Origin of the sequence: Micromonospora halophytica (genome assembly GCF_900090245.1) — a bacterium.
In the GTDB taxonomy this organism is placed as follows: domain Bacteria; phylum Actinomycetota; class Actinomycetes; order Mycobacteriales; family Micromonosporaceae; genus Micromonospora; species Micromonospora halophytica.
This window is the reverse complement of record NZ_FMDN01000008.1, coordinates 85422-107006: the sequence shown is the minus strand read 5'-3', so window position 1 is coordinate 107006 and position 21585 is coordinate 85422. Positions and strand designations below refer to the sequence as shown.

Annotated in this window: 23 protein-coding genes; 10 read left to right on the top strand and 13 right to left on the bottom strand. The window is 74.9% G+C overall.

Annotation, left to right across the window (positions count from 1 at the left end):
- The first annotated feature begins 25 nt into the window (after nucleotides 1-25).
- A complete protein-coding gene (locus tag GA0070560_RS13925) occupies nucleotides 26-490 on the top strand; it encodes a hypothetical protein (protein WP_139131488.1) in 465 nt (154 codons plus the stop codon).
- Nucleotides 491-532: 42 nt separating this feature from the next.
- Here GA0070560_RS13925 and cysK read toward each other — a convergent pair whose 3' ends face one another.
- The 4 genes from cysK to GA0070560_RS13905 all read right to left on the bottom strand — a co-directional run bounded on the left by cysK (nucleotide 533) and on the right by GA0070560_RS13905 (nucleotide 3639).
- A complete protein-coding gene (gene cysK, locus GA0070560_RS13920) occupies nucleotides 533-1462 on the bottom strand; it encodes a cysteine synthase A (RefSeq protein WP_091296114.1) in 930 nt (309 codons plus the stop codon).
- A complete protein-coding gene (gene epsC, locus GA0070560_RS13915; protein ID WP_091296111.1) occupies nucleotides 1463-2014 on the bottom strand; it encodes a serine O-acetyltransferase EpsC in 552 nt (183 codons plus the stop codon).
- 248 nt (nucleotides 2015-2262) lie between these two features.
- The gene (locus GA0070560_RS13910) at nucleotides 2263-2703 is read right to left on the bottom strand and encodes a hemerythrin domain-containing protein (RefSeq protein ID WP_091296107.1); all 441 of its coding nucleotides are present in this window, start codon (nucleotides 2701-2703) and stop codon (nucleotides 2263-2265) included.
- 123 nt (nucleotides 2704-2826) lie between these two features.
- Entirely contained in the window at nucleotides 2827-3639 is an 813-nt protein-coding gene (locus GA0070560_RS13905) for a DUF2249 domain-containing protein (RefSeq protein ID WP_091296104.1), read from the bottom strand.
- On the opposite strand from GA0070560_RS13905, the gene GA0070560_RS13900 reads away from it, so the two are divergent.
- Genes GA0070560_RS13900 through GA0070560_RS13880 form a run of 5 tightly spaced genes read left to right on the top strand, consistent with a single transcriptional unit; the run spans nucleotide 3638 to nucleotide 8943 of the window.
- Nucleotides 3638-4396 (top strand): helix-turn-helix transcriptional regulator, encoded by a 759-nt coding sequence (locus GA0070560_RS13900; RefSeq protein WP_091296513.1) that lies wholly within the window; start codon nucleotides 3638-3640, stop codon nucleotides 4394-4396. The two genes, GA0070560_RS13905 and GA0070560_RS13900, sit on opposite strands and share 2 nt — an antisense overlap.
- Nucleotides 4393-5520 carry a hypothetical protein gene (locus GA0070560_RS13895; RefSeq protein WP_091296100.1) on the top strand — a complete coding sequence of 376 codons (1128 nt, stop codon included), beginning with the start codon at nucleotides 4393-4395 and terminating at the stop codon, nucleotides 5518-5520. The genes GA0070560_RS13900 and GA0070560_RS13895 overlap by 4 nt, the downstream gene beginning before the upstream one ends.
- Entirely contained in the window at nucleotides 5520-6818 is a 1299-nt protein-coding gene (locus GA0070560_RS13890; protein WP_091296510.1) for a hypothetical protein, read from the top strand. The genes GA0070560_RS13895 and GA0070560_RS13890 overlap by 1 nt, the downstream gene beginning before the upstream one ends.
- Nucleotides 6819-6821: 3 nt before the next feature.
- Nucleotides 6822-8183, top strand: coding sequence for a multicopper oxidase domain-containing protein (locus tag GA0070560_RS13885; protein ID WP_091296096.1), 1362 nt, complete (start codon nucleotides 6822-6824; stop codon nucleotides 8181-8183).
- Between the two features lie 4 nt (nucleotides 8184-8187).
- Nucleotides 8188-8943 (top strand): YwiC-like family protein, encoded by a 756-nt coding sequence (locus GA0070560_RS13880; RefSeq protein ID WP_091296091.1) that lies wholly within the window; start codon nucleotides 8188-8190, stop codon nucleotides 8941-8943.
- A 132-nt stretch (nucleotides 8944-9075) separates the two neighbouring features.
- Here the strand turns inward: GA0070560_RS13880 and GA0070560_RS13875 are convergent, their stop codons facing one another.
- From GA0070560_RS13875 to GA0070560_RS13865, 3 genes are all read right to left on the bottom strand, one after another.
- The gene (locus GA0070560_RS13875) at nucleotides 9076-9468 is read right to left on the bottom strand and encodes a DUF302 domain-containing protein (protein WP_091296087.1); all 393 of its coding nucleotides are present in this window, start codon (nucleotides 9466-9468) and stop codon (nucleotides 9076-9078) included.
- 77 nt (nucleotides 9469-9545) lie between these two features.
- A complete protein-coding gene (locus tag GA0070560_RS13870) occupies nucleotides 9546-10748 on the bottom strand; it encodes an NAD(P)/FAD-dependent oxidoreductase (protein WP_091296083.1) in 1203 nt (400 codons plus the stop codon).
- Between the two features lie 171 nt (nucleotides 10749-10919).
- Entirely contained in the window at nucleotides 10920-11123 is a 204-nt protein-coding gene (locus GA0070560_RS13865) for a DUF6767 domain-containing protein (RefSeq protein WP_091296079.1), read from the bottom strand.
- Nucleotides 11124-11543: 420 nt separating this feature from the next.
- Between GA0070560_RS13865 and GA0070560_RS13860 the strand changes: the two genes are divergently transcribed.
- Both GA0070560_RS13860 and GA0070560_RS13855 read left to right on the top strand, forming a co-directional pair.
- Nucleotides 11544-11936: a hypothetical protein gene (locus GA0070560_RS13860; RefSeq protein ID WP_091296075.1), complete on the top strand. Its 393-nt coding sequence runs from the start codon at nucleotides 11544-11546 to the stop codon at nucleotides 11934-11936.
- Nucleotides 11937-12054: 118 nt separating this feature from the next.
- Nucleotides 12055-14127 (top strand): glycerophosphodiester phosphodiesterase family protein, encoded by a 2073-nt coding sequence (locus tag GA0070560_RS13855; protein WP_245675511.1) that lies wholly within the window; start codon nucleotides 12055-12057, stop codon nucleotides 14125-14127.
- On the opposite strand, the gene GA0070560_RS13850 is transcribed toward GA0070560_RS13855, so the two are convergent.
- Nucleotides 14036-14443 carry a hypothetical protein gene (locus tag GA0070560_RS13850; RefSeq protein ID WP_091296071.1) on the bottom strand — a complete coding sequence of 136 codons (408 nt, stop codon included), beginning with the start codon at nucleotides 14441-14443 and terminating at the stop codon, nucleotides 14036-14038. The two genes, GA0070560_RS13855 and GA0070560_RS13850, sit on opposite strands and share 92 nt — an antisense overlap.
- Nucleotides 14444-14781: 338 nt before the next feature.
- Between GA0070560_RS13850 and GA0070560_RS13845 the strand changes: the two genes are divergently transcribed.
- Nucleotides 14782-15918: a CaiB/BaiF CoA transferase family protein gene (locus tag GA0070560_RS13845; protein ID WP_091296069.1), complete on the top strand. Its 1137-nt coding sequence runs from the start codon at nucleotides 14782-14784 to the stop codon at nucleotides 15916-15918.
- A gap of 170 nt (nucleotides 15919-16088) precedes the next feature.
- The gene (locus GA0070560_RS13840; RefSeq protein ID WP_091296066.1) at nucleotides 16089-16496 is read left to right on the top strand and encodes a hypothetical protein; all 408 of its coding nucleotides are present in this window, start codon (nucleotides 16089-16091) and stop codon (nucleotides 16494-16496) included.
- Between the two features lie 48 nt (nucleotides 16497-16544).
- Here GA0070560_RS13840 and GA0070560_RS13835 read toward each other — a convergent pair whose 3' ends face one another.
- Genes GA0070560_RS13835 through GA0070560_RS13815 form a run of 5 tightly spaced genes read right to left on the bottom strand, consistent with a single transcriptional unit; the run spans nucleotide 16545 to nucleotide 21585 of the window.
- Entirely contained in the window at nucleotides 16545-17423 is an 879-nt protein-coding gene (locus GA0070560_RS13835) for an STM4011 family radical SAM protein (RefSeq protein ID WP_091296064.1), read from the bottom strand.
- Nucleotides 17420-18745 (bottom strand): STM4012 family radical SAM protein, encoded by a 1326-nt coding sequence (locus GA0070560_RS13830; RefSeq protein ID WP_245675510.1) that lies wholly within the window; start codon nucleotides 18743-18745, stop codon nucleotides 17420-17422. Before GA0070560_RS13830 ends, GA0070560_RS13835 begins: the two co-directional genes overlap by 4 nt.
- The gene (locus tag GA0070560_RS13825) at nucleotides 18742-19545 is read right to left on the bottom strand and encodes an STM4013/SEN3800 family hydrolase (protein ID WP_091296056.1); all 804 of its coding nucleotides are present in this window, start codon (nucleotides 19543-19545) and stop codon (nucleotides 18742-18744) included. The genes GA0070560_RS13830 and GA0070560_RS13825 overlap by 4 nt, the downstream gene beginning before the upstream one ends.
- Nucleotides 19533-20633 carry an STM4014 family protein gene (locus tag GA0070560_RS13820; protein WP_091296052.1) on the bottom strand — a complete coding sequence of 367 codons (1101 nt, stop codon included), beginning with the start codon at nucleotides 20631-20633 and terminating at the stop codon, nucleotides 19533-19535. The genes GA0070560_RS13825 and GA0070560_RS13820 overlap by 13 nt, the downstream gene beginning before the upstream one ends.
- Before the next feature lies 1 nt (nucleotide 20634).
- A complete protein-coding gene (locus GA0070560_RS13815) occupies nucleotides 20635-21585 on the bottom strand; it encodes an STM4015 family protein (RefSeq protein WP_091296047.1) in 951 nt (316 codons plus the stop codon).

Here is a 21585-nt window from a genome sequence, read left to right as displayed (position 1 = left end):
CGGCCGGGAGAGCAGGGTGATGAGCATGATCACGGTACTGCTCACCGCCGCCGGGGTGGTTCTCCTCGCCGCCGGTCCCGTCATGGTCGCGCAGGGTCTGCTCGGACGGCACAACGTCACCCGGGAACTGACCCACCAGAAGATCGCCTTCCCGCCCGGCGGCCTGCCCGCCCCGCTGGCCCGGTACGCCGACGCCCCGGTCCGCACCGGCATCCAGGCCCGCGCCTACTCCGACCTGATCGCCGGGCACGTCGCCAAGGCCACCGGGGGACGCACGTACGCGGAGATCGCCCAGGAGTGCATGACGGCCGGTCGGGACGACGAGCGGCTGGAGCGGCTGCGGCAGACCGCGTTCATGGGCCAGACCCTGCGTGGCGCGCTGCTCGGGGCGTACCAGGCGTGGCAGGTCACCGCCCTGGTGATCGGCCTCGGCGCGCTGGTGGCGCTGGTCGGCCTGGTCTTCCTCGCCCTGGCGGCACACCTGGGATGAGCGGGCGCGGCGGAGGTGGCGCACGCCCCCGCCGCACCCGCCTCAGACCCCGTCCGGCTCGGTGAACAGCGGCGTGCTCAGGTACCGCTCACCGGTGTCGGGCAGCACCACCACGATCGTCGCGCCGGCGTGCTCCGGCCGGGCGGCGACCGTGCCTGCGGCGTGCAGGGCGGCCCCGCTGGACACCCCGGCGAGCAGCCCCTCGCGGCGGGCCAGTCGCCGGGCCGCCTCCCGGGCCTGTGCGGCGTCCACCCGGACGACCTCGTCGTACACGGTGGGATCGAGCACCTCGGGCACGAAGCCCGCGCCGATGCCCTGGATGCCGTGCGGGCCCGGGCGCCCGCCGGAGAGCACCGGGGACTCGGCCGGCTCCACCGCCACCACCCGCAGGTCCGGCCGCTTGGACTTGAGCACCTGGCCGACGCCGGTCACCGTGCCGCCCGTGCCCACCCCGGCGACGAACAGGTCGACCGCGCCCTCGGTGTCGGCCCAGATCTCCTCTGCGGTCGTCCGGCGGTGGATCTCCGGGTTGACCGGGTTGTCGAACTGCCGGGGCAGGAAGGCGCCCTGCTCGTCGGCGAGCTCCCAGGCCCGGCGTACCGCGCCGGCCATGCCCTCGGCCGCCGGGGTGAGCACGATCCGCGCCCCGTACGCGGCCAGCAGGGCGCGGCGTTCGACGCTCATGCTCTCCGGCATGGTGAGGGTGATCCGGTAGCCGCGCGCGGCGGCGACCATGGCCAGTCCGACGCCCGTGTTGCCGCTGGTCGCCTCGACCAGCGCGCCACCGGGTCGCAGCTCGCCGCTCTGCTCGGCCGCCTCGACGACGGCGAGCGCGAGCCGGTCCTTGACGCTGCCGCCGGGGTTGGCGGACTCCAGCTTGGCCAGCAGCGTCACCGGCGCCTGGTCGGCGAACCGGTCCAACCGCACCAGCGGGGTACGGCCGATGAGGGCGGTAACATCCTTGACGATCATCTACTGCTCCTGGATGAGGGTGGGCACACGGCCGGCGGGACGAGGCGCCGGTATCGCGTGGGGACTCTGTAGCCGGGCGCCGGGTGGCACGTCGTGCAGGACCAGGCAGTGCGCGCCGATCCGGGCGTCGGCGCCGACGCGCACCGGGCCGAGCACGGAGGCACCCACCCCGAGCACCACCCGGTCGCCGATGGTGGGGTGTCGCCGGCTGCCCTTGCCGTCGGCCCACCAGCCACGGCCGCCGAGGGTGACCCGGTGGTACACGGTCACGTCGTCTCCGACGCGCGCGGTCTCCCCGATGACGACACCCGTGCCGTGGTCGATGAAGAGCCGCCGCCCGATGCGGGCGCCGGGGTGGATCTCGACGCCGGTCAGCAGACGGGTGAGCTGGCTGAGGGCCCGGGGCAGCAGCGGGATGCCGCAGCGGTGCAGGCGGTGGGCGATCCGGTGGCTCCACACCGCCCAGAGGCCGGGGTAGAACAGCAGTTCGGCGGCCCGGAGGCCGTGCAGGGCGGGGTCACGGCGATAGGCCGCGCGGAGGTCGTCGAGCATGGGGATCCCGGGGACAGGGCCGGGCGACGCAGGGGCGCCCGGCCGGCAGGACAGGCCGGCGTGCCGGCACCACCCCGGTCGGGTCCGCGGACGCGGACCGCGCGGGAGACGGCCGGATCAGCTCCGGCGACACCACTCGTCGAAGACGCGGCGGACGTGCGTGCCGCTCATCGGCACGCTGAAGCGGCGGCCGGCCAGCCGGCGGCGGTCGCCGGAGGGCGCGGGCCGCACCCACCGCCCGGGGCGGTTCACCGGGCGGCCCCGGCCGTCGGGGTGATCCGGTCCCAGGCCGGTATCGGCAGCGTGATCACCGCGGCCGGGAAGAGCCCGTGCTCCTCGTTGTCGATGTGCCGGTGCAGCCGGTCGAGCGCGGCCAGCACCGGCGGCCAGTCGGGCGCGGTCCGGTCGACGGCGCCGAGCACGCCGTGGATGTCGTCGTGTTCGGCGCAGAGCTGCTGCACCGCCTCGGCCATGCTGCCCTCGGCCCGCAGTTCCGCGAAGAGGCCACCCTCCTCGGTGGCGGTGTGCGGCATCAGCAGCGCGAGCAGGTCGTCGAGGGCGACCAGGGCGTCGTCGGCACCGCCGTGCACCGCCGTGCGCAGTCGGCCGGCGGCGTTCGCGATCGCCTCGTGCTCGGCGGAGAGCCGGCCGATCAGCGGGAACTCCCGACAGCCGCAGTAGTTGCACACGGGGGTCTTCCTCTCCTGGTGACGGTTCCAGCCTGCGTCGCGTTTTTCACCGCGGGCAGGGCCGAACGGCCCGGTGCGCCGGGACGGCGGGCCCTGACCCCACCGTCCCGGCGCCCGGCATGCTCAGACCGCGACCGCCTGGCGGGACAGTCGGACCTGCCACACGTCCGGTCCGTCCTGCAGCCACTCGGTGCTCATGCCGCCGCCGTAGCGGGCCTCGACCTCGGCCAGCAACGGGCGGGGGGCGTGCGGGGCGACCAGCACCAGCGCGCCGCCGGCGGGCAGCGCGTCCAGCGCCGACAGCACCCGCGCGTGGCGCTGGCCGTGCGGCAGCAGCCGGACGTCCAACCGGGGGTCGATGCTCAACGTCGGGGCCGGCGCGTCGGCGGGGGCCTGATCGCCACCGCAGCCGCAGCCGCCCCCGCCCCCGCCGCAACCGCCCTTGCCCGATTCGTCCGAGGAGCCGAGCAGATCGTGCATACCGTCCAGCAACGTCGCCAGCGAGACGTCGGCCGCGTCCACCAGCACCGGGACGATCAGGTCGTTCTCCTTGGCCAGGTGCACGGCGAAGAGGGCGGCGAGGGCGCGGCCGGCGGCGGCGAGGCGTACCGGCCGGTCGGCGGCCTCCAGCTCGGCGACCAGGCCGGTGATCGCCCGGTGCTCGTCGAGCATGCCCCGGACCAGCAGCGCGGCCTCGGGCCGGTCACCGGCGGCGGGGTAGAGCGCCCCTTCCTCGGCCGACGCGTGCGGCAGCAGCTCGTCGCGGAGCCAGCCGAGCAGCTCGTCGCGGTGCCGGAGCGCCCCGGCGGCGTCGCCCCGGTCGGCCGCGTCCAGCAGGTCCGCAACGTGCCGGTCGAGGTCGGCGGCGAGCTGGGCGTGGTGCCGGACGACGGCCTGCGCGGCCTGCTGGTCGGCCGTGGAGCGTGAGGTGGACATGGAACCCTCCCGGGTTTTGCGGGTGAACGACGTTGTAACGTTATCTAACGTGGAAACCCCGAGAACAGGGCCTACCGGTGAGACCATCGACTCCCACCGCCACCGGGCGCTGGGTACCGCCAGCCGGGCCTCGATCCTGGAGATGGTGCGCGACGCCGGCGCCGGCATGACGATCGCCGAGGTGGGGGAGCGCACCGGCCTGCACCTCTCCACCGCCCGCGCCCACCTCGACCGCCTGGTCGACGCCGGGCTGCTGGTCAAGGCGCGGGCCAGTGGCGGCCAGCCCGGCCGGCCGGCGTGGCGCTACCGGGTGGCCGCGACGGAGACCCCCGCCCCGGCGCCGTACCGCGCGCTCGCCGCCGCGCTGCTCGACCACCTGTCCCGCCGCAACCCCGGTGACGTCCGGGCCGAGGCCACCCGGGCCGGCCATGACTGGGGACGCCACCTCGCCGCCGCCACCGCCCCCGGCGAGGACCCGGTCGACACCCTGCTCGACGTCCTGCGCGGCCTGGGCTTCAGCCCGCGCCGGCAGGAGACGGCCGACGGGAACGTCGAGGTGCACCTGCACACCTGTCCCTTCCTCGAACTGGTCAACCGCAACCCCGACGCGATCTGCGCGCTGCACGTCGGCGTGGTCCGCGGTGCGCTCGACCACGCCGGCGCCCCGCCGAACGGCGCCGTGCTGGAGCCGTTCGGCGCACCCGACGCCTGCGTGGTGCGGCTGGCCGTGCCGCGGACGACCGGGGAGCCGGCATGAGCCCTCGGTCGATCCCCGTGCGCTGGCGGCTGCCCGTCCTCGCCGCCGGCGCGTTCGCCCTGGTCGCCGGCCTCTACGCCGCTCTGCTCCTGCTCGGCCTGCCGGTGCCCGCACCGGACGTGCCGCTGGAGCAGGTGCACGGCCCGCTGATGGTGCTCGGCTTCGTCGGCACCCTGGTGGCGCTGGAACGGGCGGTGGCGCTCGGCGCCCGCTGGGCTCTGCTCGCGCCCGCCTGCTCCGGCGCCGGAGGGCTGGCACTGGTGCTCACCGGACCGAGCCTGCCCGGCCGCCTGCTGCTCATGGCCGCCTCGGTGCTGCTGCTGATGATCTACCGGCAGCTGTGGCGGCGGCAGCCGGCCCCGGCCCTGCTCGCCCAGGCCACCGGTGCGCTGGGCTGGTACGCCGCCACCCTGCTCTGGCTCGCCGGCTTCGGCGTGCCGGAGATCGTGCCCTGGCTCGCCGCCTTCGTGGTGGCCACCATCGCCGGGGAGCGGCTCGAACTGGCCCACCTCAGCCTGCCCCGGCACGGCGAACGCTGGTTCCTCGCCGCCCTCGGCGCGCTGACCGTGGGGGTCACCGCCACCGTGCTGTGGCCGGCCGTCGGGGCGCACCTGTTCGGGGTCGGCCTGCTCGCCGTCGTGGCCTGGCTGCTGGTCAACGACGTCGCCCGCCGCACCGTGCGCGCCACCGGCCTGCCCCGCTACGTCGCGGTCGGGCTGCTCACCGGGTACGTCTGGCTGGGGCTGGCCGGCGTGCTCTGGGCCGGCGCCGGCCCGGTGACCGACGGCCCGCGCTACGACGCCATCCTGCACCTGGTCTTCCTGGGGTTCACCATGTCGATGATCTTCGTGCACGCCCCGGTCATCCTGCCGGCGGTGCTGCGCCGCCCGCTGCCCTACCGACCCTGGCTGTACGCCCCGCTGGCCCTGCTGCACGCCACCCTGGCGGTCCGGGTCCTGGTGGGCGACGCGCTCGGCGTGCAGGCCGTGTGGCGCTGGGCCGGCCTGGGCAACGTCGTCGCGGTGCTCGGCTTCGTCGGTTGCGCCGTCGCCGCCGCGCGCGGCGCGGCCCGGGGGCGGGCCCGCACGACGGCCGTCCCGCCGGTCGTGGCGGCGGTGCGGTGATGACCCGCACCCTCGGCGACCCCGCCCCGACCGGCGCCGCACCCGTCCCCACCGGCCCCGCCCCGGCCGGACCCGGCGCTCCCGCCCCGGTCACCGGGCCGGCTGCGGCGGGCACCGGGCGGGCGAACTGGCACCGCAGGGTCGCGGCGCTGCCGCTGGCCTACCTGGCCGCGCTCGTCGTGCTCGGCTTCGTCCACCCCTTCCTGCCGACCTGGCGTTGGGCGGCCATCCACCTGCTGCTGCTCGGCGCCGCCAGCAACGCCATCGTGGTGTGGAGCACCCACTTCGCCGCGGCGGTGCTGCGCGCGTCCGCCCCGGACAGTCGCCGTACCCAGGCCGCCCGGCTCGTCACCCTCAACGTGGGCGTGCTGGCGGTCCTCGTCGCCGGCACCGCCGACCGCCCGTGGCTGGGCGTGGGCGGGGCCGCCCTGCTCTTCGCCGCGGTGGCCGCCCACCTCGTCGGGCTCGCCCGCCGGCTGCGGCGTGCCCTGCCGGCCCGCTTCACCGTCACCGTCCACTACTACCTGGCAGCGGCCGTGGCCCTGCTCGCCGGCGTGCCGGTCGGCGCGTGGATGCTGGTGGTCGACGACGCCCTCCGCCCACGGTTGGCGCTGTTCCACGCGCACGTCAACCTGCTCGGCTGGGTGACGCTGACCGTCCTCGGCACGCTGCTGACCCTCTGGCCCACCGTGCTGCGCGCCCGGATGGCCGACGGGGCGGTCCGCGCCGCCACCGTCGCGCTCCCGCTGGCGGTGACCGGGCTGGCCCTGCTCGGGGTCGGCGTGCTCGCCTGGTGGCGGGTCGTCGCCGCGGCCGGGCTGGCCCTGTTCACCCTCGCCGCGCTGGTCGTCCTGCGTCCCGCGCTGGCCGTCGCGCGGGTCCGTCCCCCGACCGCCTTCGCCGGCTGGTCGCTCGCGGCGGCCTCCGTCTGGCTCCTGGTCGCCCTCGGCACGGACGCCGCGACGCTGCTGTCCGCCGACGACCCCGCCACCGCCGCCGACCGGTTCGGCACCGTGCTGCTGCCCCTGCTGGTCGGCTTCGTCGCGCAGGTCCTCGTCGGGTCGTTGAGCCACCTGCTGCCCATGGTGCTCGGCGGCGGACCCGGACCGGTACGCCGTCGCACCGCCCTGCTGGAGCGGTACGGCGCGCAACGTGTGGCGACCGCCAACGCCGCCCTGGTGGTCTTTCTTCTGCCCACCCCGCCCTTCGTCCGTATCACCACCTCGCTGCTGATCCTCGTCGTGCTGGTGCAGTTCCTCGTGCCGGCCGCCCGGGTCCTGCTCACCGCCCGGAGGTAACCCGTGTCCGCGCACCCCGAGACCCCCGCCGCCCGCCCACTCGGTGGGGCCGCCGCCGGTCTCGCCCTCGTCCTCGTCGCCGTCCTCGTCGGGGTGGCCGCGCAGCGCGTCTCGCAGGGCGCGCCGGTCCCGGCCGCCGCGTCCGCCGTGGCGCCCACCGGGCACACCACCACGGTCGAGGTGGTCGCCGACGGGATGCGCTTCCACCCCGACCGGATCGACGTGCCACCGGGCGACCGACTGGTCATCGAGCTGACCAACCGTGACCACCGGCGGCACGACCTCGTCCTCGACTCCGGCGCTAAGACGCCGCCGATCGCACGGGGCGGCACCGTCCGGCTCGACGCGGGCGTGGTCGGCACCGAGATCCAGGGCTGGTGCTCACTGCCCGGCCACCGGCAGGCCGGCATGACCCTGCGGATCGTCCCGACGGGGTCGGCGCCGGCGGGACCGGCGGCGGCGGGCCACCCGACCGACGCGCATGCCCCGGCAGCGCCGCACCTCGACGCGATGGCCGACCCGGGCGACGGCTTCGTCGCGCGGGACGCCGTCGCGCCGGCCACCCCGCCCGGCCGCCTGCACCGGCGCGAGCTGCACGTCAAGGAGATCCAGCGGGAGGTCGCGCCGGGCGTACGGCAGCGGTTGTGGACCTTCGACGGCACCGTGCCCGGCCCCGTGCTGCGTGGCAGGGTCGGCGACACCTTCGAGATCACCCTCGTCAACGACGGCACCGTGGACCACGGCATCGACTTCCACGCCGGCGCCGTCGCCCCGGACGAGGTGATGCGCCCGATCGACCCCGGCCAGCGGCTGACCTACCGCTTCACCGCCACCCGGGCCGGGATCTGGATGTACCACTGCTCGACCATGCCGATGCTGCACCACATCGGCAACGGCATGTACGGCGCGGTCATCATCGACCCGCCAGACCTGCCCCGGGTCGACCGCGAGTACGTCCTCGTGCAGTCCGAGCTGTACCTCGGTCCGGACGGCGAGCCCGGCGATCTGGCCAAGATGCAGGCGGAGCGCCCCGACGCCGTCGTCTTCAACGGCTACGTCGCCCAGTACGCCCACCGGCCACTGCCCGCCCGCGCCGGCGAACGGGTCCGCGTCTGGCTGCTCGACGCCGGCCCCAACAGGGACAGCTCCTTCCACGTCGTCGGCACCCAGTTCGACACCGTCTACCGGGAGGGACGCTGGGAGAACCGGCCGGCCGACCCCGGTGGGGCCCAGGTGCTCGGGCTCGGTCCGGCTGCCGGTGGCTTCGTGGAGATGGTCTTCCCGGAGCCCGGCCACTACCCCTTCGTCAGCCACGTCATGGTCGACGCCGAACGCGGCGCCCGTGGCATCTTCGAGGTGAGGTGACGCCATGTCCACCGCCGTCCCGACCACGCGCCCGGTCGGGTCCCGTCGCCGGCTGCGCCGTTTCCTGCCGCCGCAGCACGGCGCCTGGGCGATGCTGCTGCTGCCGTACACCGTCGGGGTCGTGCTGGTCGGCCCGCGCTGGCCGCACCTGCCGCTGCTGGGCGCCTGGCTGGCCGGCTACCTGCTGTCGTACTACGTCTTCCAGGCGGTCAAGACCCGCCGGCCGGGCCGGTTCGCCGAACAACTGCGGGCCTACGGCCTCGTCACGGCGCCGCTCGCGGCGGCCGTGCTGTTCGCCCGGCCGGAGCTGCTCTGGTACGCCCCGGTCTACGCCCCGCTGCTGGCGATCAACGCCGGGTACGCCTGGCGGCGGCGGGAGCGGGCCCTGCTCAACGACCTCGCCTCCGTGGCGCAGAGCTGCGTGCTGGTCTTCGTCGTGGCCACCATCGCCGGGGTGCCGCTCGCCGACGTGGCCCCCGCGTTCCTGGCCCTGCTGCTGTACCTCGTCGGCACCGTCCTGTACGTCAAGACCATGATCCGGGAGCGTGGGGACGCCGGCTACCTGCGCCTCTCGGTCGGCTTCCACGTGCTCGCGCTGGTCGTGGCGGCCTGGCTGGACGTGCTGCTCGTCCCGGTCTTCCTACTGCTGCTGGCCCGGGCCGTGCTCCTGCCGGCGCGGCGGCTCCGGCCGGCGCAGGTGGGGGTGATCGAGATCGTCTGCTCCCTGCTCGTCCTCGCCGTGGTGCTGGTCGCGCTCTGATCGGCCGCCACGCACCGGCCGGGAGGTGTGGGGCGTGGCCCCGCCGGGACCTGCGGTCGGAGCCGGGTGTGCGGTGGGCTCCACGACGACGGCGACCGGGGCACGGGCTCCCGCCCGTGCCCCGGTCGTCGCTCAGCCGGTCAGCGTGTCCAGCGCGGCGCGCAGGCGCCGGGTCGCCTCGTCGGCGACCTCGCGCAGCTCGGCCGCGTCGCTCAGTCGCACCATCACCTGCGGGTCCATCGCCTGCACCAGGGTGGCGTCGGGCCCGTCGGCGCGGACCACGACGTTGCAGGGCAGGAGCAGGCCGATGTTGCGGTCGGCCTCCATCGCGCGGTGCGCCAGCGGCGGGTTGCACGCGCCCAGGATGACGTACTCCTCCAGGTCCACGCCGAGCTTCTCGTGCAGTGTGGCCCGCATGTCGATCTCGGTCAGCACGCCGAAGCCCTGGTCCTTGAGCGCGGCCCGGACCCGTTCGACGGTCGGGGCGAACCCGGCGGACAGCCGGATGGTCATCGCATAGCTCATGTCTGCTCTCCTCAGGTGAGAATGCTGCCGGCTGGAGCCGGCCGGCGTGGCCGATCCGCCGAACCTCGTCGGCGCAATCAGGCCAGGCCGCGCAACATGCCGTGCCAGTACATCGCCGGCAGGCCGTGTCGCTTGAGCAGCCACATGTCGTACCGGGGCTTCATCGTGTCGATGACCGGGAAGCTCGGCCTCGGCTTCAGCTCGTAGTCGAACTCGGCCAGCAGCATCCGGTTGTGCGCGGTGACCAGCGGGCACGAGGTGTAGCCGTCGTAGCGGGCCGGCAGGGGCTGATGCTCACCGGCGGCGAGCAGGTTGGCCACCACCGTCGGCGCCTGCTTGCGGATGGCCGCCCCGGTCTTGGAGGTGGGCAGGTTCGCCACGTCACCGAGGGTGAAGACCTCCGGCCAGCGAGGGCTCTGCAGGGTGTGCCGGTCGGCCTCCAGGTAGCCGAACGGGCTGGCCGGGTCGGCCAGCGGGCTGGTCTTGAGCCAGTCCGGTGCCTTCTGCGGCGGTACGGCGTGCAGCAGGTCGTAGTCGATGGTTTCCGTGGTGCCGGAGCGGTTGTCGCGGATCACCGCCCGCCGGTCGCTTCCGGTGACCTCGACGAGCTGCGACTCGTAGCGGACCTCGATGCCGTAGCCGGCGGCCACCCTCTCCAGGCTCCGGGCCCAGTCCGGCTGGCTGAAGATGGTCGGTGTGGGCAGCACCAGGATGATCCGGATGCCGTCCAGCAGCCCCTGTCGGCGCCACCAGTCGGCGGCCAGGTAGGCGATCTTCTGCGGGGCGCCACCGCACTTGATCGGGCCGGGTGGCATGGTGAAGACCGCAGTGCCGCCGCGTACCTTCTGGATGAACTCCCAGGTGCGTGGTGCGAGGTCGTAGCGGTAGTTGCTCGACACCCCGTCGCGGCCGACCGCCTCGGCGAGGCCGGGCACAGCGTCGAAGTCGAGCTGGAGACCGGGTGCCATGACGAGTTGGTTGTACCCGACGACGTCGCCGCCGGCGAGCGACACGGTGCGGTTGTCCGGGTCGACGTCCACCGCCCGGTCGCGGATCCAGGTCACACCCTTCGGGACGAGCTTGCGCTGCGGGCGTACGGTTTCGCCCGGCCGGGCCAGTCCGGCTCCCACGAGGGTCCAGAGCGGCTGGTAGTAGTGGCTGTCGCTGGGCTCGATCAGGGCGACGTCCCTCACGCCCTTGCGGCGTAGCCGCGCGGCCACGCTGATGCCGGCGGTGCCGCCGCCGACGATGACCACCTGGTGATGCCGGACCTCGGTCACCGGACCTCCCGGGTTGAGAAGGGCGGTCGAGGGCAGATCCGTCGTGTGGCCCTGCTCCTCGACCCTGTGGAACCGAGCATACCCCGGGGGGTATGTATCGGCACCAGCCTGCGGCTCGCGCACCGCCTACCGACGGCGGGCCCACCGCGCGGGGCCAAGACCCGGCCCGGCTCAGGCCGGGTTCTCGACGCCCTCGCGCTGCCGGGCGGCCAACTGGAAGCGGTGCAGGCCCTCGCGCAACTCGTCGTCCTCCATCACGAGCTGGACCAGGCCACAGTCCTGCGGGCCGGTGACGTTGAGCTGGCACAGGGTGCACGGCTGCCCGGGGCGCAGCGGGCACTTCGCGTCCGGCCTGACACGCGTGCGGGGGGTCATGCCACCACCATGCCTGACGCGGGCTCTTCCGGACAGGGGCCGTTGGTCACGTCCTGCGTGCCGCTCGTTGCGGACCGTGGCTGTCGCGGGCCGGGGGGTGGCGTGACGCCCGGCCGGCACGCCGACGACCCGGTCACGGTGTCGCCGCCGACCCGCGAGATGGTGTTCCCGGCGCGTCGACGCACGAGGTCGGCGCGGCCGGCCCCGGTGCTGTCGACGCGCGCGTGGCCGTACCGGTTCTGGTGGCGGTTACCGGCCCGGGTGTCTGGTCTCCCGGCCCGTGGGCCGTCGCACCGGGACGTTTGCCCGTCGGGGGCGGGGGAAGACACGGGCGCCGAGCGGGCCGGTCGGCCCGACCCGGCCGGACAGCGCCCGCCCGTCGGTGCGGGTCTCGGCAAGCACACCGGAGGAGGAGCGACGATGGCCGACGCTCGACGGAGCACGACCGGGGCCGCCAGCCGGCCCACCGGCGCCCGGAAGGCCACCGGGGCACGCAAGGCCCCGATGAACCGGAAGGCCGCGGCGAAGAAGGTCGCGGCCGCCACGAAGCGGGCCACCGGGGCGAGCGCGGCCAAGACGCCGGGCGGTAGGCCCACCCCGACGACGGCGCGGGTGGCCAGGAAGAAGGACACCGCCGCGACGGCCGCCCCGACCCGCAGGCCGACCGCGAAGGCCGCCGCCGCCACGAAGACGCCGGCGAAGAAGGCGGCGCCCGCCCGCGCCCGGACCACTGCCAGCCGTACGCCCGCGAAGAAGGCCACCACCATGGAGTCCTTCGGCAACCGGCGCACCGCCCGCAAGTCCACCCGCTGACCCGCGACCCGCTGCTGAGCCCCACCCGGTCCGCGCGCATGTGATCGCGAGCCGGCGTTCGTGTCGCCGTCACGACCGGTTGGCCACCGGTTCCGGTGACGTTCCTAGGGTCCGCACCATGACCCTTCCCGCCACACGGACCCGCCTCACCGCCGCCCTCTGCGCCCTGGCGCTGGCGGCCGGCGCGCTGGCCGTGCTGACCCCGTCCCCGCCGGCTTCCGCCGAGCCTGGCGCAGCCGTCGTCGCCGAAGACTTCTCCGCCGGCACGCTGCCCGCCGGCTGGCGCGCCGTCGACGGCGCCTGGAAGGTGGAGAACGGCCGGCTGTACGGCACCTCCACCAGCTCCGCGGCGAGCAACAAGATCACCTTCGGTCGGCACCTGAACGACTTCCGCTTCGAGGCGACCGTCCGGTTCGAATCGGTGGCCTCGGCCACCCGCTGGACCGCGCTGGGCCTCGACGTGCCCGCCGACGGCGCCACCCCGTGGTGGATCGCCACCATGCGCAGCGGCACCACCGCCGCCAACGGGCTGGAGTTCGCCGAGCGCACCACCGCCAACACCTGGAACGTCACCAACACCGGATCCGCCCCGTACGCGGCGGGCACCGGCCGGGACGTCCGGGTCGCGGTCGAGGTGCACGGCAGTCAGGCGCGCTGGTTCGTCGACGGGCGGGAGGCACTGCGGACCAGCAGCCTGCGCCGCTCCGCCGACGGCGGGCAGGCCCTGCTGGTCAACGGCGCCACCGTCTCGTTCGACGACGTCACCGTCACCGAGCTGGCGCCCAACGGGTACCTGCGCCCCGACGGCAGCCCGCTCACCGTGATCGCCCACCGGGGCGCCTCCGCCGCCGCGCCGGAGAACACGCTGGTGGCCCAGGAGGTCGCCCGCCGGGCGAGCGCCGACTGGATCGAGAACGACGTGCAGCCGTCCCGCGACGGCGTGCCGTTCGTGCTGCACGACACCACCGTGGACCGGACCACCGACGGCGTCGGCCGGATCCGGGACCTGACCGCCGCGCAGCTCAAGGCCCTCGACGCCGGCTCGTGGTTCGCCCCGCAGTACGCCGGCGAGAAGCTGCCCACCCTCGCGGAGCAGCTCGCCGACCTGCGCACCCGGGGCGGCAACCTGCTGCTGGAGATCAAGGGGGCGCACACCCGCGACGAGGTCGCGCGGATCGTCGAGGTGATCCGCGCGGAGCGGATGACCAGCCGGGTGTTCATCCAGAGCTTCGAGGTCGACGCCCTGCGCCACACCCGCGACCTCGCCCCGGAGCTGCCCCTCGGGCTGCTGCGCGGCAGCCTGGACGCCGACCCGGTCGCGCTCGCCCGGCAGCTGGGGCTGACCGCGTACAACCCGAGTGGCGCGGCGCTGGCCGCCCGGCCCGACGTGGTCCGGCAGCTGCACGACGCGGGCGTGGCCGTCCTGGTCTGGACCATCGACTCACCGCACCAGTGGCAGTCGCTGGAGCAGGCCGACGTCGACGGGATCATCACCAACCGTCCCGCCGAACTGGCCGGCTGGAACGCCGCGTACCTGCAGCGCCCGCCCGCCACCCCGAGCGTCGCGATCGCGTCACCGGCCGACGGCGCCATCCTGGACCGGGCCCAGGCCCCCGATCCTCACCGTGACCGCGACCAACGCCGACACCGTCACGCTCACCCTCGACGGGCAGCGGTTCGACGCCGACCGCCCGCTGGACCTCACCACCCTGCCGGCTGGCCGGCACACCCTGCGGGCCGACGCCGTCGGACCGGCCGGCCGGGCGTCGGCGACCAGCACCTTCACCGTGACGGTCACCCCGGCCGGCCTCGGGTACGTGATCCTGACCTCCGGCGCCGAACGGGACACGCTCACCGTCCTGAGCACCCTGCTGGCCAACGGTCGGTACGCCGAGCTGGCCGGCCACGCCGACCGGCAGGCCGGCAAGCGGATCCCGGCCGAGCTGGCGGCGGTCGTCGCCGCCGACGCGCGCATCCTCGCCCGGCGCTGACCCGTTCCGTGGGCGGCGGGCGGGCCGACCGCCGGCCCGCCGCCCCCCGGGTGCTGTCGGTGGCGGCGCCCACCGTCCCCGGCCCGGTCCCCGGACGTGTGGTCGGGGTCAGCAGTCGTAGGAGTGCTCGCGCAGCAGCCGCCGTACCGTGTCGGGATCGGGGCTGTCCCCGCCCCAGCCCTCGACGTCCTCGTCGTTGACCTCGTCGACGTGCCAGTGGTCGCCGCGCAGGGACTTCGAGTTGTACGCCGGATGTTCGAGGGTGACCTCGCACGTCGTCGGGTCCGAGTCGGTGTTCACCCGCCAGGTGAAGTCGTAGGCGACGGTGTTCCTGCGCTTGCGGTTCTTGCGCTGGGACGTCTTGGTCTCGGGGGAGACCGTCACCGCGTCGTAGCCCGCCCGGCTCAGCTTGTCGACGTACTCCCGCTCCGCGTCGCCGTCGTTGCCGCACCCGGTGAGCGCCGCGAGGGCGACGGCGACCGACGCCGCCGTCGCGACGTACCTCCTGCTTTCCACAAGGGTCTCCTGTTCGGTGCTGTTCGAGGGGCCTGCCGTCCGTCGACGTGCCGCCGGGACCGCAGCGCCATCACGATATTGGGCACCGACAAGCGGGCGATCCGCCGACGGCGCGTCGACGGGACGATCCTGCGGGTCGCCGACGAGAGCGTGACCGTGCCGGGTCCGCCGGCCGGGTGCCGTAGCGCGTGGAGGGAGCGCTCAGCGCAGCACCGTCGCCGCGCTCGTGGTGTGCCGTCGGTGCCGTCGAGGGTGCCCGCCCGCAGGTCGTATGCTCGCCGGACCGGTTCCTCGCCGACCCGAACGGTCGGCCGGCCCGCCGGGGAAGGGGAGTGCCGATGGATCGGCAGCGGTCCGGACCGCTCGGCGGCGTCCTGGTGGCCGACTTCTCGCGGATCCTCGCCGGGCCGTACGCGACGATGCTCCTGGCCGACCTGGGCGCGGACGTCGTCAAGGTCGAGGGACCGGGCGGGGACGACACCCGGACGTGGCTGCCGCCGGTGCGCGACGGCGTCTCCACCTACTACCTCGGTGTCAACCGCAACAAGCGGTCCATCGCGCTGGACCTCACCGACCCGGACGACCTGGATGTCGCCCGGCGCCTGGCGTACCGCGCCGACGTGATGATCCAGAACTTCCGTCCCGGCGGCCTGCGCCGGTTCGGCCTCGACCACGACAGCGTCGCCGCCGTCAACCCTCGGGTCGTGTACGCGTCGATCAGCGGGTTCGGCGCCGGTGCGGGGGCGCACCTGCCCGGGTACGACCTGATGGTCCAGGCGGCCTCCGGCCTGATGAGCCTCACCGGGGACCCGGACGGTCCGCCTTACAAGGCCGGGGTGGCGGTGTTCGACGTGATGGCGGGCCTGCACGCGGCCGTCGGCGTCCTCGCCGCCCTCCGGCACCGTGACCTGCACGGAGTCGGCCAGCACGTCGAGGTGAACCTGCTCTCCTCGGCCCTGTCCGGCCTGGCGAACCAGACCAGCGGCCACGTCGCCGCCGGCAGCGTGCCGTTCCGGATGGGCAACGCCCATCCGAGCCTGTTCCCGTACGAGCCGATGCCCACCGCCGACGGCGATCTCGTCGTCATCGCCGGCAACGACGGCCAGTTCCGCCGGCTGTGCCAGGTGCTCGGCGTACCCGAACTGGCCGACGACCCCCGGTTCGCCCGCAACCAGGACCGTACGGCCAACCGGGACGCGCTGCGCCCGCTGCTGGTCGACCGGCTGACGCGGCGCGGGCGCGACGAGTGGTTCGCCGACCTCACCGCCGCCGGTGTGCCGTGCGCCCCGATCAACACCGTCGACGACGGCGTCGCGCTGGCCCGCGACCTCGGGCTCGACCCGGTGGTCACGGCGGGCGGTGTGCCCGGTGTCCGGCACCCGATCGGCTTCTCGCGGACCCCGCCACGGCACGACCTCGCGCCGCCGCGGCTCGACGAGCACGGCGACGAGATCCGCGCCTGGCTGGCCGAGTAGGGCGTGGGTCGACGTCCCTGGCCGGCCTGCGGCGGGCCCGGAACGACCGGCGGCGCGGGAGTCGCGGCGCGTCCGAACACCGGCCCCTGTCATCGGTTGGTCACTGCAAGTGTTGACAGGGGTCTATGGTGGGCGCAGGTAGGCGACCGGCACCACAGAGGAGGACCATCGTGCGCCGCATCATGACCACCATCGCGCTGCTCGGGCTGTCACTGTTCGTGCTGCTGGCGCCGACGCCGGCGAGCGCGGCGAGCACCGTCGACGTCACCTCCGCGACCCTGGTCGCCCGCGGCGTCGCAGTGGACGTCACGATCACCGTGGCGTGTCCCGCCGGCATGTCCGGCGGCGTCGAGCTGAGCCTCAGGCAGCGGTCGGGCAACGGCGTGGCGTACGGGTCCGGCTGGGCGCCGGTCGCCTGCACCGGCGAGCCCCAGGAGGTGACGGGGCGGGTCGCTGCCCAGGCGGACGGCGAGATCTTCCGTAACGGCGAGACGCTGGTCAACGTCGGCTTCGAACTGTGTGGCCAGGAGGGATGCGAGTACCCGCAGATCAACGACACGATCCGCGTCACCCACTGAGCGTGCCGGCAGCCGGCCCCGGGGCCGCCTCGCCGCGCCGGGCGGGCGTCAGGCCGTCCCGGAGGCGGCCCCGCCCGGGTGCGGCCAGACGGCGGGGATGCGTTCCAGCACCCCGCCGGCGAAGACGTCGCGCAGCCCGAGTGGCTTGAGATGCACGTAGCCGATGTGGCAGTCGCAGACCGCGACGCCGCACCGCCGGGGCTTCAGGGCGGCCCGCCACGATCCGTCGTACAGGTTGCCGATCGGGGCGGGGTCGAAGTGGCAGCGCCGCACCGTGCCGTCGCCGAGCACGGAGATGGCGGTCTCGCCCGCGTGGCAGGGCTGCCCGAGGGACAGGTGCGGGCGGACGCTCCAGCCGAACAGCGGGTCCAGCCGCGTCCAGGTGGCCTCCTCGTCGGCGTCGTAGCGCCGCCCCTCGGCGGCGTTGACCCACAGGTACACCTGCGCCGGCAGCGCCGCGCGCAGTGCCCGCGCCTCGTCGAGGTGTTCCGGCAGGCCGACCACCCCGACCGAGTACCGGACACCCAGCTCCGACAGGCGCGCACAGCGGGCCAGGAACCGCTGGCGGGTGACCTGCCCCGGGTGGTACGTCGTCCACAGCGCCGCCGCGCCCGGGTCGGCGTCGGCGAGCCAGTCCACCCGGGCGGCGAGGTTGGTCTGGATGACCACCCGCTCGACGTGCGGCAGGTGCGACAGCGACACCATCGCGTTCCGGTACCAGCTGCGGGTCAGCCCCTCACCCCACGGGGTGAACAGCACCGACAGCCGTACGTCGGTGGTCGCCGCCACCCACCGCGTGAACCGCGCCAGCGCGGCGCGGTCGGCGCGCAGCAGTTCCGGCGGGTCCTGCCGTTTGGCGAACGGGCAGTACGGGCAGTCGTAGTTGCAGCTCGCCAGCGGCCCGCGGTAGAGGATCGCCAGGTTCACCGCGGCACGTACCCGGTCATCGCGTCACGGACCTCGGCGGAGATCAGCCACGGGCCGACGGCGTCGGAGCGGGCCAGCCCGGCCGCGGTCAGCCGTAGCCCGCCGTCGGTCGCCCAGCCCCGGTCGACGAGCCGACCGAGCTGGGGGAAGTCGTCGGTGGGCCGGCTGCCGAAGCGGGCCCGGTAGGCGGCGGCGTCGACGCCGTCGGCACGCAGCAGCGACTTGAGCAGCCAGCGGCGGCGCTGCTCGGTGTCGTCGAGCCGGTAGCCGAACTCGGCGTACCGGAAGTCGTCGGCGGGCCGGGCCAGGTAGTCGTCGAGCACCGCCCGCACCTGGGAGACGCCGACCGCGTAGTCGAACGAGTGGTGCAGGGCGGTGGTGTAGGAGCGGGCCCCGCAGCCCAGACCCACCATGCCGTCGTCCTGGCAGCAGTAGTCCGGCCCGTCCGGGGTGGGGGCGTCGGCGCGGCGGAACTGCCGCATCGACTCCTGTCGGTACCCGGCCGCGCCGAGGACCTCCACGGCCTGCCGGTACAGGGCGAGCCGCTGCGCGTCCCAGTCGGCCCGGGCGTGCGCGCGCCGGCCCAGACCGGTCAGTGGACGGACGTACAGCGGGTACAGGTACAGCTCCTCGGGCCGCCAGGCCAGCGCCGCGTCGAGACTGGCCCGCCAGGTCCGCGCGGTCTGCCCGTCGATGCCGTAGATCAGGTCGATGTTGAGCACCGGGACCGCCGCGTCGCGGATCGCGCCGAGCGCCGCCTCCACCTCCGCCCGGCGCTGCGGGCGGCCGGCGGCGTGCGCCTCGACGTCGAGGAAGCTCTGCACGCCGATGCTCACCCGGGTCGTGCCGTGCGCGGCGAGCACCGCGAGCCGGTCCGGCGTCGCGGTGGCCGGCGAGGTCTCCACCGACAGGGGTACGCCCGGCAGCCGGGCCCCCACCGTGGTGGTGGCGATGTCGAACAGCTCGGTCAGCTCGTCGGCCGTCAGGTACGTCGGGGTACCACCGCCGAACGCCGCCCGGGCGTACCCGACGTCGCCGCCGAGGGCGTCGGTGACCTGCTCGGCCTGCCGGCGCAGCTGCCGCAGGTACGCGGTGACCTGCTCCTGCGGCGCGTGGGCGCGGGTGAACAGGTTGCAGAAGCCGCAGCGCATCTCGCAGAACGGCAGGTGCAGGTAGAGGAAGAGCGCGTCGCGCGCCTCGGCCCGCCACACGTCGGCGAGCAGCGGCCGGGGCCGCAGCGCCCGGTACGAGGTCTTGTGCGGGTACGCGTACAGGTACTGCTGGTACGGGGAGCCGTCGAGGCCCGTGTCGGTGCTGGTCACCATTCTCCCGGGTGCAGGGTGAAGTGGGCGTACGGGACGGTCCACACCACGTCGTGGCCGATCCGGTGGCCGGTGTGCCCGTCCTCGCCGTACGCGGTGCCGTGGTCGGAGCAGATGATCGTGAACACCGGTCGACTCCGGCCGGTGAGCAGGGCGAACAGCCGCCCGATCCGCCCGTCGACGTACTCCAGGGCGGCGGCGTGGCTGGCCCGGTCGTCGTGCTGCGCGCCGGGCAGGTGGTGCCGGTTCGGCTGATGCAGCGCGGCGACGTTGAGGAAGGTGAACAGCGGCTGCCGCGTCGGCACCCGGGGCAGCACCTCGGCCAGCCGGTCGAGCTGCGCGTCCAGGCAGGTGGGGGAGGTGACCCCGAACTCCGGCTCCCAGTGCGCCTCGGCGAACAGGCCCGGCAGCACCGACCCGAGCGGGCTGCGCCGGTTGAAGAAGCCCACCCCGCCCAGGCAGAGCGTGTGGTAGCCCTCCCTCGCCAGGGCGGTCGGCAGGTCCGGGGCGTCGAACACCCAGGTGTCGGCGCCGGAGGTCTCGCTGCCGGGGAACGCCGCCGCGTACAGCCGCTCGTGCCGGCCCGGCAGCGCCGGCGTGGGCAGGAAGCCGGCGAAGAAGGCGTGGTGCGCGGCGTAGGTGAAGCTGGCGGGGGAGTGCCGCCGCTCCCACCGGCCGCCCGGCAGGGCCCGCGCCAGCTGCGGCGTACGCCCCGCCGCGGCCAGCTCGGCGGCCACGTCGTGGCGCAGCGTGTCGAGGGTGACCAGGAGCAGGTCGTGGCTGCCGATCAGGCTCCGCACGCGACCACCTCCCGCCCCGACGCGCCGACGCTCGCCCGCCACCGGTCCCAGCGGCCGGTGAGCAGCGCGTGGACCTGCTCGGCGTAGGTGTCCCGCCCGTCGGACAGCACCCCGGGCAGCAGGTCACCGAAGGCGTTGACCTCGGCCACGGCGTGCCGGCGCCACCCGGCGAGGAACATCAGGTCGACGCCGACGTGCAGGCAGCCGGGGAAGCGCGCGGCGACCCGCTCGCAGGTCTCCATCGCCGCCGACCACGCCGCCGGTCCGGCCGCCGCGCGCAGCGCGACCAGATCACCACGCGCGTTGCCCAGGTGCAGGTTCGTCAGCGGCCCCCGGGCGGCACGGACCACCGCATGGGTGGGCCGGCCGGCGACGACCACCACCCGCACGTCGACGACCCGGTCGCCGAGGCCCGCCTTGGGCAGCCACCGCTCGACGTGCAGACCCTCCGGGGCGAGCCGGTCCACGACGGCCGCGACCTGTGCCTCGTCGTCGTAGCGGCGCAGCCGCAGCGAGTTGAACAGCCCGTCGGGCGTGGTCTCGATCGTGGTGACCGCCTGCACCCGCCGGGGGCCGACGGCGAGGGCGATCACCCCGGCGGCGGACGAGCCGTGCGCGGGTTTGACGAACACCCGGCCCCAGCCGGCCGCCGCCATCAGCGCCCGCAGCCGCGCGTACCCGTCGACCGGGGGCAGTGCCTCGGGCACCGGCACGCCGGCCGAGGCCAGCAGCGCGTGGCAGCGCCGCTTGTCGCAGAGCGCCGCCACCTCCTCCGGCGGGTTCAGCAGGGTCGCCCCGCCCGCGGCGACGCGGGTCATGCCGTCCACCAAGCCGGCGTACGCGTCGGCCAGCCCGATCAGCTCGCCGTGCCGGGCGGGGACGGCGGCCCGGCGCAGCAGCCGGTCCACCTCCGGGTCCTCCCCTGGCGAGTCCACCCGCACCAGCGCTCCCGACCGTGGTGGGGCCGCCCCGGTCAGCAGGTCCCGCCAGGGCAGCACCGTGGGTCGGGGCAGCCCGGCGGCCAGCGCCGCCCGGGTGAACAGCTCCACCCGGCGGTTGGCCGGGTTGCCGACGACGGTCAGTTCCATGTCACTCCGACACCGCCGTGTACCGGTAGCTCTCCCCGTCGTACTCGTCGGGCTCCTGCGGATCCGACACGTCCACCCGCACGCCGGACAGCGCGGCGGCCACCGACCCGGCCGCCTCCTCGGACAGGAAGTGGTGGTGCAGGTCCAGTTCGCGCAGGTGGGTCAACGGCTGCCCGGCGAGCAGGGCGGCCAGCCCCTCGTCGCCGAGGGTGCCCATGGACAGGTCCAGCCGCGCCAACCGCCGTACCACCGGCGCCGAGGCGAGCGCGGCGGCGAGGTCGTCGGCGATCTCCGCGTTGCGCAGCCCGAGCCGGCGCAGCGCCGGGAACCGCTCGCCGGCCAGCAGCGGCGCGAGGTCGGCGACGCCCGTGTCACCGCCGTAGTCGTCGATGCCGAGCCACAGCTCCAGGTCGGTCAGGGCGGGCAGGTCGGAGTCGAGCACCGCGGTGACGAACTCCCGGGACAGGCCGCCGCTCTGCACCGTCAGCTCGCGCAGCCGCGCGTGCCGCACGGGGGAGAAGTGGAAGTCCTCGCCGCCGCGTACCCGCAGCACCTCCAGCTGCGGGTACGCGTCGAGCAGCGGGCTGACGTCACCCACCCGCATCCAGGAGACCTCGCACTCCTCGCTGGTCATGTCCCCGAGGAACAGGGCGCGCAGCGCCGGCAGCCGGGACGCCGCCGCGCAGAGCTGGGCGATCGGGGCGATGTGGAAGGCCGCGTACCCCCAGGCGCCGACGACCAGCGACCGCACCGACGGCCCGGCGGCGGCGACGAACCGGTCGAAGGCGGCGGCGAACTCCGCCGACAGGTCGCCCTCCTTCGTGCCTGGCGGGTAGTCCCAGCAGGCGATCCGCCAGGTGACCTCACCGTCCACGGTGGGTAGCGGGCCGTCGGCGGGGACGTCGACCACCGGCCGGCCGGCGAAGGTGTGCGCGTGGGATCCGAATGTCAT

Bases quoted from the DNA above. Each gene is read 5' to 3' on its own strand.
- GA0070560_RS13925 (WP_139131488.1), top strand. From the start codon at position 26: ATGATCACGGTACTGCTCACCGCCGCCGGGGTGGTTCTCCTCGCCGCC.
- cysK (WP_091296114.1), bottom strand. From the start codon at position 1,462: ATGATCGTCAAGGATGTTACCGCCCTCATCGGCCGTACCCCGCTGGTG.
- epsC (WP_091296111.1), bottom strand. From the start codon at position 2,014: ATGCTCGACGACCTCCGCGCGGCCTATCGCCGTGACCCCGCCCTGCAC.
- GA0070560_RS13900 (WP_091296513.1), top strand. From the start codon at position 3,638: ATGGAACCCTCCCGGGTTTTGCGGGTGAACGACGTTGTAACGTTATCT.
- GA0070560_RS13905 (WP_091296104.1), bottom strand. From the start codon at position 3,639: ATGTCCACCTCACGCTCCACGGCCGACCAGCAGGCCGCGCAGGCCGTC.
- GA0070560_RS13895 (WP_091296100.1), top strand. From the start codon at position 4,393: ATGAGCCCTCGGTCGATCCCCGTGCGCTGGCGGCTGCCCGTCCTCGCC.
- GA0070560_RS13890 (WP_091296510.1), top strand. From the start codon at position 5,520: ATGACCCGCACCCTCGGCGACCCCGCCCCGACCGGCGCCGCACCCGTC.
- GA0070560_RS13880 (WP_091296091.1), top strand. From the start codon at position 8,188: ATGTCCACCGCCGTCCCGACCACGCGCCCGGTCGGGTCCCGTCGCCGG.
- GA0070560_RS13875 (WP_091296087.1), bottom strand. From the start codon at position 9,468: ATGAGCTATGCGATGACCATCCGGCTGTCCGCCGGGTTCGCCCCGACC.
- GA0070560_RS13865 (WP_091296079.1), bottom strand. From the start codon at position 11,123: ATGACCCCCCGCACGCGTGTCAGGCCGGACGCGAAGTGCCCGCTGCGC.
- GA0070560_RS13860 (WP_091296075.1), top strand. From the start codon at position 11,544: ATGGCCGACGCTCGACGGAGCACGACCGGGGCCGCCAGCCGGCCCACC.
- GA0070560_RS13855 (WP_245675511.1), top strand. From the start codon at position 12,055: ATGACCCTTCCCGCCACACGGACCCGCCTCACCGCCGCCCTCTGCGCC.
- GA0070560_RS13845 (WP_091296069.1), top strand. From the start codon at position 14,782: ATGGATCGGCAGCGGTCCGGACCGCTCGGCGGCGTCCTGGTGGCCGAC.
- GA0070560_RS13820 (WP_091296052.1), bottom strand. From the start codon at position 20,633: ATGGAACTGACCGTCGTCGGCAACCCGGCCAACCGCCGGGTGGAGCTG.
- GA0070560_RS13815 (WP_091296047.1), bottom strand. From the start codon at position 21,585: ATGACATTCGGATCCCACGCGCACACCTTCGCCGGCCGGCCGGTGGTC.